18 protein-coding genes are annotated in these 17888 nt (G+C 68.4%); 3 read left to right on the top strand and 15 right to left on the bottom strand.

Annotated elements, in window-relative coordinates; translation table 11 throughout:
- Positions 1-772 precede the first annotated feature (772 nt).
- The 3 genes from OHT61_RS32340 to OHT61_RS32330 all read right to left on the bottom strand — a co-directional run bounded on the left by OHT61_RS32340 (position 773) and on the right by OHT61_RS32330 (position 2775).
- Positions 773-1030: a hypothetical protein gene (locus OHT61_RS32340; protein WP_329043522.1), complete on the bottom strand. Its 258-nt coding sequence runs from the start codon at positions 1028-1030 to the stop codon at positions 773-775.
- A gap of 459 nt (positions 1031-1489) precedes the next feature.
- The gene (locus tag OHT61_RS32335; protein ID WP_329043521.1) at positions 1490-2188 is read right to left on the bottom strand and encodes a hypothetical protein; all 699 of its coding nucleotides are present in this window, start codon (positions 2186-2188) and stop codon (positions 1490-1492) included.
- Positions 2188-2775 carry an RNA polymerase sigma factor gene (locus OHT61_RS32330; protein ID WP_329043520.1) on the bottom strand — a complete coding sequence of 196 codons (588 nt, stop codon included), beginning with the start codon at positions 2773-2775 and terminating at the stop codon, positions 2188-2190. The genes OHT61_RS32335 and OHT61_RS32330 overlap by 1 nt, the downstream gene beginning before the upstream one ends.
- Before the next feature lie 509 nt (positions 2776-3284).
- Between OHT61_RS32330 and OHT61_RS32325 the strand changes: the two genes are divergently transcribed.
- Both OHT61_RS32325 and OHT61_RS32320 read left to right on the top strand, forming a co-directional pair.
- Positions 3285-3638 carry a hypothetical protein gene (locus OHT61_RS32325; protein ID WP_329043519.1) on the top strand — a complete coding sequence of 118 codons (354 nt, stop codon included), beginning with the start codon at positions 3285-3287 and terminating at the stop codon, positions 3636-3638.
- 5 nt (positions 3639-3643) lie between these two features.
- Positions 3644-3973 (top strand): DUF6233 domain-containing protein, encoded by a 330-nt coding sequence (locus OHT61_RS32320; protein ID WP_329043518.1) that lies wholly within the window; start codon positions 3644-3646, stop codon positions 3971-3973.
- A gap of 128 nt (positions 3974-4101) precedes the next feature.
- Here the strand turns inward: OHT61_RS32320 and OHT61_RS32315 are convergent, their stop codons facing one another.
- From OHT61_RS32315 to OHT61_RS32630, 6 genes are all read right to left on the bottom strand, one after another.
- Positions 4102-5208, bottom strand: coding sequence for a ParB/RepB/Spo0J family partition protein (locus OHT61_RS32315; RefSeq protein WP_329043516.1), 1107 nt, complete (start codon positions 5206-5208; stop codon positions 4102-4104).
- Positions 5209-5210: 2 nt separating this feature from the next.
- On the bottom strand, positions 5211-6425 hold the full coding sequence (locus OHT61_RS32310) for a ParA family protein (protein ID WP_329043515.1): 1215 nt from the start codon (positions 6423-6425) through the stop codon (positions 5211-5213).
- A gap of 266 nt (positions 6426-6691) precedes the next feature.
- Positions 6692-8533 carry a pentapeptide repeat-containing protein gene (locus OHT61_RS32305; protein WP_329043513.1) on the bottom strand — a complete coding sequence of 614 codons (1842 nt, stop codon included), beginning with the start codon at positions 8531-8533 and terminating at the stop codon, positions 6692-6694.
- A gap of 466 nt (positions 8534-8999) precedes the next feature.
- Entirely contained in the window at positions 9000-9686 is a 687-nt protein-coding gene (locus OHT61_RS32300) for a GGDEF domain-containing protein (protein ID WP_329043511.1), read from the bottom strand.
- Positions 9687-9780: 94 nt separating this feature from the next.
- Positions 9781-10227 (bottom strand): RRQRL motif-containing zinc-binding protein, encoded by a 447-nt coding sequence (locus tag OHT61_RS32295; RefSeq protein WP_329043509.1) that lies wholly within the window; start codon positions 10225-10227, stop codon positions 9781-9783.
- Between the two features lie 278 nt (positions 10228-10505).
- Positions 10506-10835, bottom strand: coding sequence for a DUF6197 family protein (locus tag OHT61_RS32630; RefSeq protein ID WP_443049647.1), 330 nt, complete (start codon positions 10833-10835; stop codon positions 10506-10508).
- 26 nt (positions 10836-10861) lie between these two features.
- Between OHT61_RS32630 and OHT61_RS32285 the strand changes: the two genes are divergently transcribed.
- Positions 10862-11428 (top strand): YrhB domain-containing protein, encoded by a 567-nt coding sequence (locus tag OHT61_RS32285; protein WP_329043506.1) that lies wholly within the window; start codon positions 10862-10864, stop codon positions 11426-11428.
- Positions 11429-11749: 321 nt separating this feature from the next.
- Here the strand turns inward: OHT61_RS32285 and OHT61_RS32280 are convergent, their stop codons facing one another.
- The 6 genes from OHT61_RS32280 to OHT61_RS32255 all read right to left on the bottom strand — a co-directional run bounded on the left by OHT61_RS32280 (position 11750) and on the right by OHT61_RS32255 (position 17878).
- Positions 11750-12286 carry a DUF6197 family protein gene (locus OHT61_RS32280; RefSeq protein ID WP_329043504.1) on the bottom strand — a complete coding sequence of 179 codons (537 nt, stop codon included), beginning with the start codon at positions 12284-12286 and terminating at the stop codon, positions 11750-11752.
- An 85-nt stretch (positions 12287-12371) separates the two neighbouring features.
- Positions 12372-14471 (bottom strand): chromosome segregation protein ParM, encoded by a 2100-nt coding sequence (locus OHT61_RS32275; protein ID WP_329043503.1) that lies wholly within the window; start codon positions 14469-14471, stop codon positions 12372-12374.
- A 103-nt stretch (positions 14472-14574) separates the two neighbouring features.
- A complete protein-coding gene (locus OHT61_RS32270) occupies positions 14575-14991 on the bottom strand; it encodes a conjugal transfer protein TraB (protein ID WP_329043502.1) in 417 nt (138 codons plus the stop codon).
- Between the two features lie 18 nt (positions 14992-15009).
- Positions 15010-17025 (bottom strand): ATP/GTP-binding protein, encoded by a 2016-nt coding sequence (locus OHT61_RS32265; RefSeq protein WP_329043501.1) that lies wholly within the window; start codon positions 17023-17025, stop codon positions 15010-15012.
- A gap of 152 nt (positions 17026-17177) precedes the next feature.
- Positions 17178-17408 (bottom strand): carbohydrate ABC transporter, encoded by a 231-nt coding sequence (locus OHT61_RS32260; RefSeq protein ID WP_329043499.1) that lies wholly within the window; start codon positions 17406-17408, stop codon positions 17178-17180.
- The gene (locus tag OHT61_RS32255) at positions 17405-17878 is read right to left on the bottom strand and encodes a hypothetical protein (RefSeq protein WP_329043497.1); all 474 of its coding nucleotides are present in this window, start codon (positions 17876-17878) and stop codon (positions 17405-17407) included. The genes OHT61_RS32260 and OHT61_RS32255 overlap by 4 nt, the downstream gene beginning before the upstream one ends.
- Between the last annotated feature and the right edge of the window lie 10 nt (positions 17879-17888).

Raw genomic sequence — 17888 nt, 5'->3', positions numbered from 1 at the left:
CCTTGCGCACCTTCGGAAACCTGATCGGATACGACACCGTCGGCTGCGGCCGCGGCCTGGCCGTCGACTTCTGTACTCCGGGGAACTTGACCGGATACACCGACGTCGACGGGTCGGGCTTCCTGCCCGGATCGCCGGCCGAGTTCGACGGGTTACCGAGCACGACCACCGCCAGCCCCACGATGACGACGATCGGCAACTCCCGGCGCCCACCCGCAGCCCACCGGGAATAGCCCCGCACCCTCGTCCCGTCCCTGCGCACGTACTCCCGCACCCACGGCACACCCAACCCCCTCCCCCACCGCGCCCCCTTGCGCAGCACCGGACCATCCAAGCAGCCACCACTGACAACACGTCACCGAAAGATCACTTCTGGTCACGACGGGAGAGGTAAAGCAGTCAGGGGGGCCACCGGACGGCAGGCGCAGCACAGGAAGAAGGCCCCGGCTGGTCGGGGGAGGCCAGCCGGGGCCGAAAGGGGGTGTGGGGGCGGAGGGTGGTCGCCTCTCGGCGGAGGGCTCCATGGGGCTTCAGCCGGACGATCTTCCCCATGGGCTATAGGTGAGGCCCGGGGACACTGTCCCCTCCGTACCCACACACAGATGAACGCACCACCATCTGCGGATGTTCCGGCCCTCTGCGCCCGCGAGCGGTGAACCGGACCACACTGCATCACAACGACGGGCCTACCCACCCGGAGTAGTCCGGCGGTACGCCGCCGGCGTACCGTTCGTCATCGCCGGGTGACCGCAGCAGATTCAGGCGCTGCGATTCAGCGCCGCCGGATGAGGATCACAGTGGTGCTCACCACCAGGCCAGCGAACGTCGCGATGCCCAGTGCCGTCCCGATCGGCTCCTTGAGCACGGGATAGGCATGAACAAGGAACGCCCCGAACGTGCAGGCCATCAGCACGACTGTCAAAGCGATCACCACCACCGGCACCACCCACGGCTGCCGGCCTTCTGCAGGCTCGGGCATCGGGACGGGCAGGCTGGCGGGCGGCTGCGGGTTCGGCGGAGTAATGGTCATCAGAGTTCCCCTCGGGAGCAGTTCGGTACGGGATGGAAGCCAGCAGCGCTTTCCATCCCCGTTCGTTGGCGAGACGGGTGTCCGGGGTGGACCACCGTGGAATCTCGCGTTGGGCAGCACCATCGGGCCCCAGGGGGTTAGCCCCGCAAGTCCATCGCGCTGAACCGGCAGCCGCACGGCTCAGGGACAGCGAAAGCCCTGTGTGGGGTTCTCCGGGCCGAACAGCTGCATCCCGGACGGAGAGGCCCGAGCTGGCGTTAGGGGCTCAGATCGCGAGCTGGTCCACTTCGTCGGAATGCCGGTCATGCACGGAACACCCGGGTATCGCGCGGACTTGGTATCAGTCGGCCACTTTTTCTCCGCGCCCGGCGCGCGGCAGCCGTCCTTGCGCCGCGTGGTGGAGGGAAGCGGAGCGGCGTTCTCCCCAGGCGTGGAGACGCCGCTCCTGGTCCCTCTCTGCTACCGGGCGAGTGCCTCGGGCAGGTGGTTGCCGGCGACGAAGTGCTTGACGAGGTCTTGGTCGACGGGTGCGGCGTGTGCCGGTTGCCAGGTCGAGGGGGCGGCGGACAGGCGTAGGGGTTCGGGCAGGTGCCGCTCTGCGGTGTAGCCGAGGTATCTGGAGTAGGCGCACCAGGCGCGTGCGGCGGTGAGGGGGCCCGTCGCCGCGTGATAGACGGCCAGGACGTGGGCGGAGAGCGCGTGGTCGGCGCCGGCGGCGTAGCCCCACCAGTACAGGGCGCTGTCCTTGCGGTCGAGGATGTAGAGGAGGCAGGCGAAGGCGCAGGCTCCGGTGGCGTCGTAGTCGTGGTCGAAGGCCTCCATGAGCGCGGTGACGTCCTCCGCGCCCAGGACTGTCTCGCACAGGCGCCGTACGTGGTCGAGGGAGGCGGCGGGCCGGTCGGCGTGGTCGGAGGTGGTGAAGGGGATGTGGCGTCGCCGGGGGCCTCGCCGTGTGGTGGGTCGGGTGGAGCGGTGGGGCTGGGTGTCGAAGGAGGGTGGCGCCGCGGCGGAGTCGGCAGGGCCGCTCTGGACCCGCTGCGGGCGGGCGGGTGTCTGGTCGATGCGGGTGAGAAGGCGGCGCATGAAGTCGTCGGTGTCGTGGGTGCTGAGCATGTCGTGCAGTACCTGCGCTTCGGCGCGCAGGGTTTCTTCGAGCATCAGGAATCTCCTCCCTTCCCCAGTTCGGGGAGATCCATGAGGGCGTGCAGGGCTTTGAGTCCGAGCGAGACGTTGGCTTTGGCTGCGCTTGGGGTGATGCCGAGACGTTCGGCGATCTCCGTTGCGTCCTTGCCCTCGAGGTAGCGCAGCCGGACGCATTCGGCTTGCTTGGGTGCCCGCTCCTCGAGGATGGCCCGTGCCTGGTCGAGCGGTTCGTACCCGCGCAGTTCCAGCAGCTCGTCGGCTGTGGGGGTGCGGGGCAGACCGGATCCCGACGCAAGGATCTCGCGGTCGGCCAGGCGGGCCCGGCGCCGGTAGTAGTCGATGGCGCAGGTGCGCACGATCGTCATCGCGAGGGCGAGCGGGTTCGCGTGGGCTTCGATGACCGTCCACTTGGTGTGTATCTTCACCGCCGCGATCTGGACGACTTCGTCGGCGTCGTGCAGGTTACGCAGGCGGCCCATGGCTACGCGCATGAACTCACCCTTGTGCTCGCGGATGAACTCCTGGAAGTCCATCTGCTTTCGGGTGGGCTCGGGGATCTCGCCGGGCTCGGCGAGCTCGTGGCTCTCGTAGGGGCCGTTCACCGGGCCCCCTCGACCAGTGGGCGGGTGCTGGGTGCGGTGCGCGCGGTGCTGTGGGACGCGCGAGCCTGCGAGGCGATACGGACGGCACAGGAACCAGAGGTCCCGTGGTCAGCGGCGGTCAACCGGTAGACGGCGGCATCGGCCGGCGCGTACCAGGCCCTGTTAAGCCTCACGGACTCCTCCTTTTCTTCGGGTGGGCCCCGGCGCGCGTCCTTGCGCTCCTGGGGTGTGTTTCACCCCCTACACCGATCGGGTGACCGTCTGGAGTTAAGCGTGAGCCGCACGAGTTCTCATGCTCAGTGATCAATCGATTACAGATAGGCACGTGACCTGCGACAATCACATAATCAGTGACACAGATCACACTTCCGAAAGGGTTGAACGCACAGCGCACCCTGTCATGCACACCCCGTGTCCATTCGAGCGGGGAAACGCCATTCGAGTGGAAGCCCTCCCTCGACCGGCGCGCGCCCTCGCAACCCAAATTCGAACAGACGTACCATTCGGGTGTGACCACGTACGACTTCCCCCAGGACCTGCGCGACGCCCAGCTCGCCCTGCACCAAACCCGCGCCGCCCACGATCAGTACGCCCGGACCCTGCCGTGGTCGGCCGAGCCCATGCCCGGCTGGGAAGCCGACAAGCAGCTGCACAGCGACTACCGCTCCGCCAAGCCCGACAGCCCCGGCTACACCGACGACCAGCGCCGGGAGATGGCCCGATTCCGGGCTGAGCTCCTTGAACTGAGCACCCTGGTAGCCACCCACCCGTTCTGGGCGACGCTCGAGCGGGACAAGATCGTCGACGGCCGTATGACTCTCCAGCACACCCACGAGACGCCGGCCGTGGCCCAAGCGGGCTGAGCGCAATGACGGACGCCAATGGAATATCCCGGCTTGAGAAATGGCGGGCCACGCGCGACTACCTCGCGTGGCAGCTACGTGGCGCGGACCAGAAAGTCCGCGAGCTCGAGGCCCAGGAGCGGCAGGAACGACGGCAGCGGGAGCGAACCCGAGCGGAGCAGTCGTGGAAGATCCAACCGCAGCGTTCCAGCGAGAAAGCCCTGCTGCACCGGGGGTCATGCACGCTGTACAAGAACGACTTCGGCTACATCAACCGCGCCGAAGCCGCCCTCGCCCTCGCCGAGCCCGACATCAATGCCTGCCAGATCTGCAATCCCCAGACCGGTCTGGAGTGAGTTCAACTGCTAACGAGCTCGTGCACGATAAGGGCCGGCACTGCATCCGTGCAGGTCAACGACTTGAGCCGCGAAACGACTCGTGCACGAGCTCGTTAATGAGGGCGAGAGCCTCAGCAGCCCTGCACTCACCTCTCGCGGCGTAGCCGAGTGGCAACCTGCTCCAGGATTTCGGCCAGTGCAGCTCGGTTCTCGGGAGTCAGCTCGCCCTGCATGTCGACCGCAACGTCGTCGACACCGCGACTGATTTGGAAGTACCGGAGGATGAAGGCGCTGCGTTGCGCGGCGTTGAGTCGCGCGAAGGCAGTGTCCATGACGGCGGCTCCGTCGGCCCATGGCAGGTGGTCGCCCTCATGGTCGTGCGGTGCAGTCGCCGAAGGTTCCGAGGTGTTGACCTGGGTTACGGGAGCCGCCGTTGATACTGCCGGGCTGGCTCGATCGTCTGCCGGTTCGGCAGGGGTGCTTACGGCGTAAGCACCTTGCTTGCGCGCTGCGCTCTTCAGTTTCCGCTGCGCGAGGGCTTCTTTCGCGGCGCTGCCCTGTTGTTGTTCGGGTAGCTGGCCGACGGTCCGTGCTACTTCTACCGGCAGTTTCTTGTCTTCGACTGCTTGTTGCAGTTCGGGGGTGAGCTTGAGCAGGGCAAGTCGCTGGGTCACCCAGCCGCTGGACTTTCCGAGTGACCTGGCTACTGCGCGTTGCGACCCGTGGACCCCGACGAGGCGCTGGAGTGCCTTGGCTTCATCCAGCGGGTCGAGGTCCTCGTGTTGGACTGCCGCTGTGAGGGCTGTCTCGAGCAGGGTGTCGGCGCTGTCGGCGAGGGAGTCGTCGACGTGGACGGGGACATCGTCTATGCCTGCGACCTTGGCGCCGGCGAGGCGACGGTTTCCGTCCACGACGACGTACTGGGCTGTTCCGAGGGCATCGTCCTGCCCGGGGTGAGCGGCAAGGAAGGCGCTGCGGCTGACGACGGTGAGGGGTTGGATGATGCCTCGCCCGGTGAGGCTGTCGGCCATCTCTTCGATGGCTTTCAGTTCCTCTCGGGGGTTGTAGGGGTTGCGGGCGATCGCGGAGATCGGCAGACGCGGCGAGCTGGTTACGGCTTCGGGTCCCGTGTGAGCGGCCGTCGGTGTGGCGTCCTGGCCGGCGAAACGCGCGAATGACGCGGCGCGGCTGCTGATGGGCTGAGCCACTGCTTCAAAGGTGGCGCTGCCACCGAGGGAGTCGGCTTTGCTCATTCTTACTTCAGTCCCTTGGCGATCTGGCGCATGGCGTGCGACTGCTCGGAGGTGGGGGCGTAGGACAGGAGCGCCTTCTGCAGGCGTACTGCCTCGCGCTGTTCTTTGAGGTCCGGTACGACGGCGAGCACGGGCGGGCTCCCGAGCTGCATCCATTTGTCTCGTGACGAGGTGGCGATGTAGCCGCGGCGTGAGTCGAACTTGTTGACCACGAGGCCGAGCTGGTCGATCTGGATGTCGTAGTCGCGGGCCAGGGAGTCAACCTGGTTGATGAGCATGCCGTAAGCCTGGGCCGAGGTGTCCTCTGCCTCCACGGGGATGATCAGGCCGGACGCGCCGGGCCTTTCATCATCGCGCTGGCGTCCGTAGTAGAGCCCGGCGTCCATCGAGAGCCCCAGGCTCGGTGGGGAGTCGATGACGATGACGTCGAAGTGCTCTTCGATGGGTGACAGCGCCCGCTCAAGTGCGGCGTGTCGTGGGCCCCTGAAGATGGTCAGTCCGGAGTCGAGCAGGAAGGCGTCGAAGGCAGCCGGGAGAATGTGGAGTCGGTCGCCGAAGCGCTCGCCGTCTATGGGGATGGTGAGGTCGAGCAGGGAGTGTTGCGCCTGGTCGCGGTGGAGCATGTGCGTGACGAGGCTTTCCTCTCCGGCGGGAATCGCCTTGAGCCCGAGCTGGTGGCTGAGGTGGCCCTGGGGGTCGTAGTCGACGAGCAGTACGCGCTGCCCGCCCGCTTGGGCCAGGGCGTGCGCGTCTTCATTCGAAAGGCCCGCGGCAAGCGCGACCTTCAGGATGTGCTCGGATCCCTCGGCCAGGGCCTGGGCCAAGCCGGCCGCGACGGAGGTCTTCCCGACCCCGCCCTTCTGGTTGCAGACGACGAGGCGTCGGACCGACTGGGCCGCCTTGGCCGGGTTCTGTGTCAGCCATAGGGCTACGGACTGTGCCAGGCCCTGGATATACGACACTTCGCGGGCGCGGCAGTCCGCTTTGAAGTCGTCATAGAGGCCCTCGGGCAGGTAGGTGCCGAAGGATTCTGCGCCTGCGGTGTCGGCTGCGGGAAGCTGGTTGGGGTGCTCTCGCCAAGCCTGGATACCGGCGGCAACAGCGTCTTGGACGTCGGTGCTGAGCTGCGCAGCACGGACTTTGAGTGCCTGTCGGAGTGTGGCGGGCAGCTTCGAGACCAGCTTCTCCCGCTCACCCCCGGGGTACGGAGATGCCATGACGGCAGCTTACTGCCACGTCTTCCAGTTTCTGCGCACCCTTGCGCACGTTTCATTCCACATGTTCGTTAGTAGATGCAGGTGGGGTGCTTACGGCGTAAGCACCCACGGGTTCCTACTGGGTGCTTACGGCGTAAGCACCCATGCTTCGCGGTCCGTTCCCCCCGGGAGTGGCCGCGTCCCGCTCGATCTGATCGGCGCACTGACTCGGCTCGAATCGCACGTTTCCCTCTCCGTGACGAGCCTTCGCAGATGGCGGCGGTGAGTCATCGCTTGACGCGGTTACGGACGGCCAGGACGGCAAGCGCTAGAAGGACGGGTTCGGTCAAGCGGGAGAGCATCTCGATGTAGGTGCCGGAGGTGGTGAGGTCCTGGCCGGAGGAGCGGAACACCACCGAGTTGAGCGTGATGTTCAGGGCCTTCTCGGCGCGTTCACCGGTGAACCGGTTGCCGGTGGGGTTTTTCGGATCGTCCTTGTCGATCTCGAAGGTGACTCTGCCTCCGTCGGCCGGGACGGTGCCGGTCGCGGTTTGCTTCGGAGTCTCCGTGGGGAGGCCGACGGCTATCAGCATCACGATGGTGAGAAGCATGGCGGCTCCGAGCCAGGCCAGGGCCCGGGAGGCACGCATGCCGTAGCCGGACAACGCCCAGTACGCGGTCAGCAGGCTCCGTTCACCGCGGGGGATGTCGTCGGCGTGCCGGCGCATCTCCATCTCCCCGTAGTAGAAGTCAGCGGCCCCGGGCTCGTGTTTGCCGTCCTCAAGAGCTTTGCGTAGCGCCCGGTACACCGGCGCCAGCTGCAACGGCCCGGCGCGTCCGGCGCCCAGGACGGCTACGTTCCAGCCACGGACTGCCCCCGGCTGGCTGGCACGCCAGTGGTGTTCTTCGGCGAGGGTTCGGCGCTCGGTGAACCGTACGGGTGGCCAACGTCGCCAGTGCGCGGCGGGCGGCACCGTGTCGAACGTACACGCGCCTTCCAGGTGCAGTTGGTCCAGGTTCACTGTGCCTAGGAACAGGCATCTCGACAGATCGATGTCGGCCAGGACCAGGTGGGCTGCATCCACGCCACGCAGTGACGCCAGTCGCACCTCAGGACTCAACGCACCAGCGAGGGACGTCTCCGCCAGCTGCCGGCCGTCGGCGAGCACGAACGGATCCGGCTCTGCGGCGATCGTGAGGGGGTACTCAAAAACTGCATGTGTGAAGTCCACCGTGGCGTAGCGCAGGCGTACCTCGGCCGTGGACGACCAGCGAGTCCGACGGCACTCCAGATGCTGCGCAGTGAGGGAGAGGGTTACCGGGCTGCCGAAGGTCGCCCCGGACATCACGACCCGCCCGGCACATACCAACGGCCCAATGCTGCCCGCCTTCTCGAAGGTCGCCGACACGAACGAGGCATGGCGCTTGAAAATCGCTGCCGCGAACCCAGCAGGACCCTTGAAAGTCGCGGTTCCGAACCCTGCGAAGCCTTGGAAAGTCGCCTTATGGAACCAGGCGCCGCGCTCGAAGGTAGCCAACCGGAACTCGGCGCCACCCTTGAAGGTCGCAGACTGGAACCCGGCTCCGTTCTTGAAGGTCGCCGACTGGAAGCGGGCGGAGTCTTCGAAGGTGCTCGAATCGAAGCGGACGCCGTCCTCGAAAATCGCCGACTCGAACATGGTGCCGCCCTCGAAGATTGCCAAGTGGAACGATGCCACGTCCTTGAAGGTCGTTGTCCTGAACACCGCTTCGTCCTTGAAGGTTGCTGACTCGAACGATGCCTCGTCCTCAAAAATTGCCGACTCGAAACCGACGCGTCCCTCGAAGGTCGCCAACCTGAAATTGGCGACGCCCAAATGCGGGCGGCCGGTGGATGGGTCAAGAAGAGCGTTGAGGAGAGCATCGAAGAGGGATTCGGTGAAGGGCGTGCCGCGGTGATCAATGTCAGCGCCGGGGGACAGACCAGCAAGGTAGGCATCGCGGTCGGGGTCTCTCAGGTGGGCGAGGCACTCGGTGTGGCCCGGTACGCGGATGCCTGGGCAGCCGAACCTGACTTCTCGGCTGGCGTCCTCGCCGCAGCGCGGCCAGGTGATCGGTACTGGGGTCAGTCCTTGCGGTGGCTGAGGCATATCCGAGAGACGAGCGAGCGCAGCCCATCGGTTGCCGATCTCACCACGTGCATAAGTAGGCTCCGCTCCAACGCTTGTGTCGGGCGGAGATCAGCCCTGAACGCAAAAAGCCCCGCTCTTCTACCGCCCTGGAGGGCGGCGCAGAGCGGGGCTTCGTGTCGTGACAGGGTTGCCTGGCCCGGGGCGGGCGGCTGGGGCCCGATGCCAGTGACGGAACGTCCACCCCGGGCATCTGCGTGTCAGGCGTGGTCGCTGGCGTCCTTACGTCGGCGCGGCCGGTCGTCGGACACGAAACGGACCTCGCGAGGGCTCCTGAGGTTCCAGTTTTCGGCGCAGACTTTATGGACGGTCTCCCCCGCGTGCGAGCGCAGCATGGCGGGTTTACGGCACAGGATGCAGGGCGCGGGGGTGGGTCGGGCGTGTGAGCGGTCGCCCCAGTTGAGCAGTGTGGGCTGCTCGGGGGTGGTCATGGGCGGGTGGTGGTGCGGGCCGCAGTTCCGGGGCGGCCCTGGCGGCGGCCGTTGATGCTGGGTGCCTGGGCGTGCTCGGGGCGGGCCTGGACGACGGTGCCGCCGTGCTTCCCCTCGTACATCGCCGTGTCGGCGGCTCGCATCAGGGTGGTCAGGTCGCTGCTCCCGATGCCGGCGGGAGTGGCGGCGCCGACGGACACGGTCAGCGGCAGCAGTCCGTCGCCGTACGGGACGGGGCGGGCCATGAGGCGGCGCAGGTGGTCCAGGCGCAGCGCGTGGTGGCGGGGATCAATATGGGTGAGGGCGGCGAATTCGTCGCCTCCGAGGCGGCCGGCGACCCCGTGAGGTCCGGCCCACTCGGTCAGGCGGACCCCGATCGACGCGAGCGCGGTATCCCCCGCCTCATGCCCGAGATCATCGTTGATCTGCTTGAAGTGGTCGGCGTCCGCGAGGACCAGGACCACTTCGTCGGGGCGGCGCTCCAGGAGCCACTGCGCCCGCTCGGTGAACGCTTCGCGGCGCCACGTTCCGGTGAGCGGGTCGCGCTGGGCGTCCAGGAGGTCGTGCTGGGCGGTAGCCAGGCGACGGCGCAGGGCGGTGGTGTGCAGGGTCCATCCGGCCAACGGAATGGCCATGGCGGTGATGTGGAGCGCGGTCCTCGGTAACACGGGTGCGATCGGCATACTGGGTGCTCCTTCTCGTCTCTGACACGGGATGGAAAAGCTCAGGGCCACCGGTGCTACGGCGGCCCTGAGCGCTTATGTGCGACGGCTGGGCTCAGGCGGCGAGGTCGTGGCCGGCCAGGGGTGCGGTGTAGCTGTTCGGATCGGCCGGGATCCCCTCGGCACACTCAAGGCAGGAGCCGACCGTGCGGAGCGGCAGGCAGTAGTGGAACCTTCGGCGGCACTTCGGGCACGTGGACCGCTTCGCCATCGCCCGGTCCAGGGCCGCTTCCTTGGCGAGGGTCATCGGCCGCACCGGCAGGGCGAGATCGATGCGGAAGAGGTAAGCCATCCGCGTGCAGGCGCGGGCCGGCTTCGCGCGGCAGGCACGGCAGCGCAGCTGCGCGACGGGATCCTGGCCGCCGGGCCGTAAGCCGAGCGCCCGCAGCTGGCGGCGCGTGGCCAGCCCGTCCGGAGACGCCTGCCACTCGAACGTGTCGATGACCGGCGACGGCGCTGTTGCGTACGGGTCGACATCGACCACGACCGTCTCCACGCTCATGCCACACCCCGGGCGCCGGGGAGTCGGCGGTGAGGCAGGAGCGGGTGGCGGGGGCCGGGCAGGATCGGCCTCGAACGGCCGGTGTACTTGGCGGGACGCGGTGCGGACATGATGGACGATCACTCCTCTGAGCAGGGGAGAAAAGGGCGCGCCGGAGCCTGGGGAGGTCGAGGCGGGCCCTTTCCCTGTACGGGGGCGGGCAGGCCGGACGGCCTGGACCGCACCCGAGCCGTGGGTGGCTTCGGGTGCGAGGCAGGTGGTCCGGAGCAGGGGTGGTGTTACTGGCCGCGGTTGTCGGCTTGGGCGGCGGCTTGTCCGAGCATGCGCATCGGGACGTGGCCGTCAGCCCAGCGGTCGTTGAAGGCGGGCACGGAGTCCGCGTCGCCGAACTGGTCGCGGATGGCGTCCATCAGGACCTCCAGGCCGCGGGATTCCAGGCTGCGGTCGCCGGCGGCTTCGACGCGGATGGCGCCGTAGAGACAGCGGGCTCCGTCCTCGCGAACCTGGGATCCCGCGCCACCCGTCGGTGAGCACTTGTTGCGGGCATGTCGTGTTCCGAGACACCGCGATCCCTGAGCACTGGCCGTGTGAAATCGGCTGGTCTCCATGCGAGGCCGTGCGCGATGCTGCACGCGTGATCGATCGAGAAACCGCAGTCCAGATCGTTGAAGAACAGCTGGCGCGTGACTACGAAGCGAACCGTGCGTTGCGCTCGGAAGCGATGCTCTTGGCAGTGGCCGACGTGAAAGAGCACGAGTTGGTGTGGATCGTTTTCTGGACGTCCGAGGCGTATCTGCGCACCCGGGATCCGGATTTCATGTTTGTAGGGAACGGGCCCTACTTGGTCGATCGCCTGGACGGAAGCCTGCACCGGATCGGTGTCGTCTCGGCGGTAACCGATGGGTGGCAAGAGGACTACCGAAGCCGCATCCGAGGACAGGCTGTGCGGACCGCAGTTGATGATCTACACGATGAGGTTCGTGGTGTTGCGGCTTCTCGTGGGCGGATCCATGCCATGCACACGCTGCGTCAAAGGCTGCCCGTGCTGTCTCTTGCCGAGGTTATCGAGTATGTGGGCGCGTTGAAGGACGGCATCGTTCCGGATCATCTTGCGCAGGTCGCCACGAAGGAACTGGTGCCCTCTGTCGATCCGGTACTGACTGCGACGACCATCCGTGAGGCCGTATCGAACACTGACTGAGTTAGAGGTCCTCACAGAGGTCTCAGATGATGTGACTGTCGGCTTGGATGCTCGTTGGGCTGGTGGCGTTGGGGCGGGAGCAAGTAGCGGGGCCCGGGCAGGATCGGTCTCGGGCTGCCGGTGTGTCTGGCGGGACGCGGTGCGGGCATGGTGGGCGATCGCTCCTCTGATCAGGGATGAAAAGAAGGGCGCGCCGTCACCTGTGGAGGTTCCGGTGCGCCCTTTGCCTGTACGGGGGCGAGCAGGCCGGACGGCCTGGCCCGCGCCCGACCTGCATGGCGGGTTCGGGTGCGAAGCAGGTTGTCCGGAGCGGGGGCGTTGCTACTGGCTGCGGTCGTCGGCGAGGGCGGCGGCCTGGCCGAGGATCCGCATCGGGACACGACCGTCGGTCCAGCGGTCGTTGAAGGCGGGCACCGAGTCCACATCGCTGAAGTCAGCACGGATGGCGTCCATCAGGACCTCCAGGCCGCGTGCCTCCAGGCTTCGGTCTCCGGCCGCTTCGACGCGGATGGCGCCATAGAGGCAGCGGGCCCCGTCCTCTCGGATCTGGGATCCGGCGCACCACCCGTCGGTGAGCAGACGCTGATGGGCGCGTTGCAGGAGGGCTGCGACGGGTGAGGCGTACGGGGCGGGGGGCTGGAGGGTCGGGGTGAGCGGGACGGTGACGACGTCGGCCAGGTCGACGGGGTCGACGGGGTCGACGGGGATGTGGGCGGTGCGGACCTCGTAAGCGACGGCGGCCTCGTCCAGGGCCACGGTCATCGCCGCTTCGACAGCGGCCAGTCGGGCCTCCAGCGAGAGCGCTGCCGGGATGGTGGTCACCGGGGTGGGCGTGCTCGTGGTCTGGGTGGTGTGCATGAAGGGCTCCTCGAGGAACCGGGCGGCCGGGGAAGGGGTGAGGGCCCGGCCGCGATGCGGCCGGGCCCTCGGGGGTCGTGCGGGGTTAGGCGTTGGTGAAACTGCGGATGGCGTCCAGGGCCTGGCGGGGGGAGGCGACCGTGTCACGGCGCGGCCCGCTCTTCGTGCCGCTGCGGGGCTTGCTGCCGCCGCGCTTCTTGGGCGCGTCCCCGTTGCCGTCCTCGTCGTCCGGCTCGGGGCCGAACTCGCCGGGGCGGGGCGGCTCGGTCCAGTCGAACCAGAGGTCCCGCAGTTCGAGTTCGCGGATCTCGTGGTCGGTGAGGGTGGCGATGGTGTCGGGGAAGAAGCCGTCGATCCCGGCCTTGAAGTCCATGTACAGGGTGCGCAGGACGTCAGGCTGTTTGCCCTCGATGATCCATCCGGCGCCGCCGGTGTTGGAGTCGGAGGGCGGCTCTGGCTCGCCGGCCATCACGCGTTCGATCCGGCCCGCTTCGGCCGGGGAGAAGGAGCGGGGCAGGGGGTCGGGGGTGTTCTCGGACGGGATGCCGAGGGCCCTGAACATGTCGGCGATCTTCTTCGGCGCGACCTTCAGGACGACTGGGATGCAGTTCTCGCGCAGGTTCTCGCACAGCAGCTGCGTGAACCCGTCCTGCACATAGACAGACTGGCCGGCCACCTTGAGACCGACGCCGTACTTGCGGCCCTTGACCGAGACCAGCTCGGCGAGGTCCATGATCTCCGCGCCGTAGTCGCCGTTGCGGGCGGCGGACAGGAACTCGTCCAGGTACGCGGAGAGCATCCGGTAGGGGCAGCCCGGCAGGTTCGGGTCCCACTCGTGGACCTTTCCGTCGTCCCAGCGCATCTGTCCGCGGATCTCCATCAGCGCGACCATGACTCGCAGGAGCCGGATCATGTAGAGGGCGCCCACGCCGTAGCGGGCGGTGTGCTCGCCCAGCGCGGCCGTCTTCTCATCCGGGGCTTCGGTGGCGAGCATGACCACGGCGCCGTACAGGGCGTCGGCAGCGACGTGCAGGCCCATCAGCTGCGTCTTGCCGCCGCCGGACGGGGCGACGAACAGGCCGTGGGCCGCGCCCCGGTCGGTGTAGACGCGGTTGCGGGCGGGCTGCCCGTTGCCGAGGTAGCCGGTCACCCACCGGCCGTCCTTGTCCGGGGTCAGGAGCTCGCGGGTGGCGGGGAAGACCTGCGCCAGCGGCGAGCTGTCCCACAGGGAGACCAGGACCTGGTTGCCGTCGACAGTGACGAACAGCCGGCCCTCGTCGTACTTGGTCTTCAAAGCGGTGGCCAGGGCGTGCAGGTTGACGCGCGGCTCGCCCGCCTCGTCGGGGACCTGGGCGATGTAGTGAGTGACCCGGCGCTGCTTGTCGCGGACCTGCTTGACGAACTCCGAACCCGGCACGGGCCCACCGGTGGCGCCGATCCGGTCGGCCCACCACTCGTCCTCCGTGGGCGCCTTGCGGCGGCGGACCGCCTCGTCCGGGGTCAGGTGGACCTCCAGCCAGCCCGGCCCGCCCTGCCGGCCGGGCTGCTGCACCACCTGGGCGAAGTGAACGTCGCCCTCATCGATGCCGAACGCGGCCGCGACCGCGGCTTCACCCAGGCCGTTGATCGGGCGCCCCGGTTCGACGGCGCGCAGCAGCATGGTGAGGTCGTGGCTCGTGCCGGGGTGGCGGTCGGCGTGGACAACCATCGTGCGGCCTGGGTTCCCTGCCCGCTCCCACAGCAGCCGCACATCCCGCGTGAACGCATCCGCACCGTCATCCATGACAACAGGCGCGACGACGGCGGGTGTGGTGCGGGCGGGCTGCGGGATGGGTGCGAGGGCGGGGCGGTGGTGGCGGCGTGCGCTGCGCGAGAGCGGCAGCAGGCACCAGCCGGCGGCAGCCCACGCGGCGGCCAGGGCGGCGTCCCAGCCCCAGCCGGTGGTGTACATCGCGGCGGCGTCGATCGCCGCACCGAAGACCACGGGGGAGAGGCGGACCAGTTTGCGGCCGGTGCCCTCTCGGGACTGCACGGCGAGGATCGCACCGCCGACACCCGCCGCACCGGCCAGCAGGACGCTCGTGCTGACGAGCCCGTCGGGCGACAGGTTCGGGGCGGCGGCGAGGACCGGTGCGGTCAGGGTGTAGGCGATTCGTTCGAGGGCGACGCTGCGCGGGACAGACACCGGAGCTCCTTCAAGGACGGGACGGGAGGGCGGGGGAGGGAAGGCGGAAGGGCGGCCCCGCAGGTGCGGGACCGCCCTTCCGGGTGAGGTAGTGCTGTGCGGGTCAGCGGGCGAAGAATCCGGGCTTCGGGGTGCGCTCCGTGCGGGAGGAGCGGAGGTCGTCCAGCGCGCCGTAGAGGGTGGAGTGGGTGCGCTGCGTTTCGTGGGCGGTCTCGGCAACGTCCTGGGCGCTCTGGTGGAGCTTGCGGACGTCGTGGGCCGCGCCGCCCAGGGCGACGGACACCGTGTTCGTCAGCTCGACGAACCGGGTGTCGAGGTCCGCGTTGGCGATGTCGACGGCCAGGGCCTCGGTCCGCTCGGCGTTGGCCCGCATCTCGCGCTGCAGGGCCCCGAGCTCGTCGGAGCTGGAGTCCATCGCTGCGGCGAGCTTCTTCAGCTTCAGCTGGACGCTCTTGTACCGGTTGTCGCCGTCGGCGGGCGCGGGGGAGGCGGCCGGGCGGGGGGAGAGTTCGCTGCTCATTCAGCGGTCCCTTTCTGGTCAGTCGTGGTGGGTGGCGGAGGAGGCGTGGGTGAGCCCGGCGTCGTCCACCGCGCGCATGTCCTCGCCGTAGGTGCGGGCGACCCCGACCGCCGCGAGCCGGGCGGCTTCGGCGGCGATCTCGCAGGTCTGCGCGCACCGCTCGGCCTGGACCTTCATGCGGCCGGCGGCGTCGGCGAGGTCGGAGATGAGGCCGGTGACCTTCGTGTCGATGTTGTGGTCGCCGACCAGGTCGGTGGCCATGTCCCGCAACGCGTCGGCGACCTTGCCCAGCGCTGCGGCCAGTTCCTCCGCCCGCTCCTGGTCCGCGCCGGCGGCCAGCGCGATGTTCGCGATCTCCACCAGGTACTGGTCGAAGGTGATGTCGGTGCGGTGCTGGGCGGCCATGCCGCCCTGCGCCGATGTTGTGGTGGTCGGATGGGTCATGTGCGGCTCCTGTTCGGGGGTTCGGGTGGTGCCGGGGCGGGCGGTGTGAGGCTCCGGAGCAGGCGGCAAAGGGCGCTCGACAACGACCGCGTCCACGTAGTCGTCCTCGCTCCCGGCCGGGGTCGGCGGGGGCTGCTTGCGGGTTTCGTGACCGGGCCACTCCGCCGTCTCCGTCCGGTTTCCGGGCCAACCCGGACCGTCCGCTGACGCACCACCAGACCCCGGACCGGGGCCGTTCTTCGCCGTCCCCGGCCCGGAAGCGTTGGAGCCGCCTGACGGCTGCTCAGCGCCCTTCCGTGCACCGCCTGGCCCCGTCGTCCCGGCGCCCGGTTTCGGGCCGCCAGGGGTGGCCTCAGGGCCGTTCTTCGGGGTGTTCTTGCCGTCTGCCGCCGTGGTGTCCGCACCGGTGGTTCCGGCGGCGCCGCCCTTGGCCTCAGCGCGCTTCCCGGCACGATGCGCGGCATTCACGCAGCGCCGGCAGCGGCACTGATGCTCGTCGTAGGCCTCCGCGCTCCCGTGCCGGACACCGGGAGGAAGCTTCTTGGGCTCGTCGTACTGGATCTTGGACCGGTTACGGTCGCCCTTGCCGCCCGACGTGTCCGGTCCGGCTCCCCCGCCCTTGGCACCATCGGGCGTCTTCCTCAGCCGGTCCTTGGACAGATCGACCTTCCGGCCTCCCGCCCCGTCCCGCTGCCGGGTCTTGTCGTCACCCTTCGACGGCTTGGGAGCCGGGCCCAGCTTGGGCTGCTCCTTGGAACCAGGCCCCTGCTTCTGGGGCTGCTGCTTGGGCGGCGGCTGCTTCCGCGGCTGCTCCTTCGGAGCCGGACTCGGCTTCGGCTGCTCCTTGGGAGCCGGGCCCTGTTTCTGCGGCGTCTGCTTGAGCGGCGGCACCTGCTTCTGCGGCTGCTGCTTGGGAGCGGGCTGCTTCTGCGGCTGCTGCTTGGGGGCGGGGGCCGGCGACTTCGTCGGCTGCTGAGGCTTGGGCTGCTGCCTGGGCGCCGGGCCCTGCGGACCGTTCTTGCGACCGCCCTTGTCACCGCCCAGCCCGGAGGCGCTCTTGCCACCGCCGCCCTTGGCCCCGGCCGCGTCGCCTTTGCCGCGGGCCGCCGTCTTGTCGGCCCGCGCCTTCAGCTGGGCGGCGCGCAGCTTGTTGTGCTGCTCCAGCAGCCCGACTTCTCGGGCCGTCTTCGCATTCAGCAGCTCCACTTTCCGGGCGATTTCCGCCTCCCGGAAAGGAGCCTCGCTCTCGATTCGCGCCTGTCCGAGGGCAATCCGGTATTCGAGCCAGTCGCCCAGCCTTTCAGCGAGCGACCGACGATGCACATATTCACCGTCGCCGCCCTCACCGGATTCACCATCAATATCCGGAGTGGAGAAACCCTCGGACCTGAGCGCCATTTCCGGGTCCATGGGGCGCGGAATGACCGGCAGTTCCATGGTGGTCTCTTCCGGGGATTCCGGCGGCGTTTCCGGGGTCTCCCGGACGGGTGGGAAAAGGCGTCCGGGGTCCGGGAGTTCGGGCGGCCGGTTGAGGACGTCACCCGCTACGGGGAAATTGATGAGCTGGCCTTCGGTGTCGTCGGTGGACACGAGATGCTCCCTCCCGGGGGCTTGACAACGAGTGACTGCCTCGCGTACGCGTGTGCGCGCCTGGGCGTGTGGGTGTGTGGGCGCCTGGGCGTTGGGGACGAGTCGAGGGCCGCCGCTCGGTGAGCGACGGCCCTCGTGGACTCGCAGGCTGGTTACGCGGTGTGCTTGAGGTAGAGCGCGTGCAGGTCGTGTGCCAGCGACCGAAGGGCGGCGGTGTCGCCGCGCTTGAGCGCTTTCCTGCCGTGCGTCTGGACCAGCATGATGAGGAAATAGAAAGCGCCGAGGTCCTCGCCGTGTTTCTCAATGAACGCGGTCCGCTGGGCGATCAGATAATCGCGGGAACGCTGCGCTTTGAGTTCGGCTTTCAGGAGCGGCCTGGTCACGCCGACCTCTTACCGAGATCGTAAATCGACGCAGGACCACCATAGCCGGGATTCTGGCCGCTGTCACGCTCTTCTCCGGAATGGGGTGCGGCCTGGATCGGCTGCGGGTTCTTCTTCCGCGCCTTTTCCAGCTCCTTTTCCTTCCGGACCTTTCCGGTATTTACGACCGCCTCGTCGTGCGAGCGGCGCTTGTAGGCACTCTTTTCCAGGCCGTCGGTGAGGGAATTGAGGCTCTTCAGGACGTCCTTGAGGGCCCTTTCGACCGGCAGGGCGCGCATCCGGGCGTGGAACCAGCGGTCGCCCTCCACGCCGACGCTGCGGCAGTGGACGCGGGTCTCACGCTGGAGGATCTCCAGGTTGGCGCCCATATCGAGCAGGACGCGCTGCATGTCGGCGAGGTAGCGGGCGGTGGCCTCCGCGTTCTGCGCGACGTCGCGCAGCGGAGCGGAGCTGGGTTCGTTGCTGTTCACGAGCTGGCCT

The sequence above is a fragment of the Streptomyces sp. NBC_00178 genome (assembly GCF_036206005.1).
Classification (GTDB): Bacteria; Actinomycetota; Actinomycetes; order Streptomycetales; family Streptomycetaceae; genus Streptomyces.
Note: the sequence above shows the minus strand (reverse complement) of the source record. Positions and strands in the feature narration are given on the sequence as shown.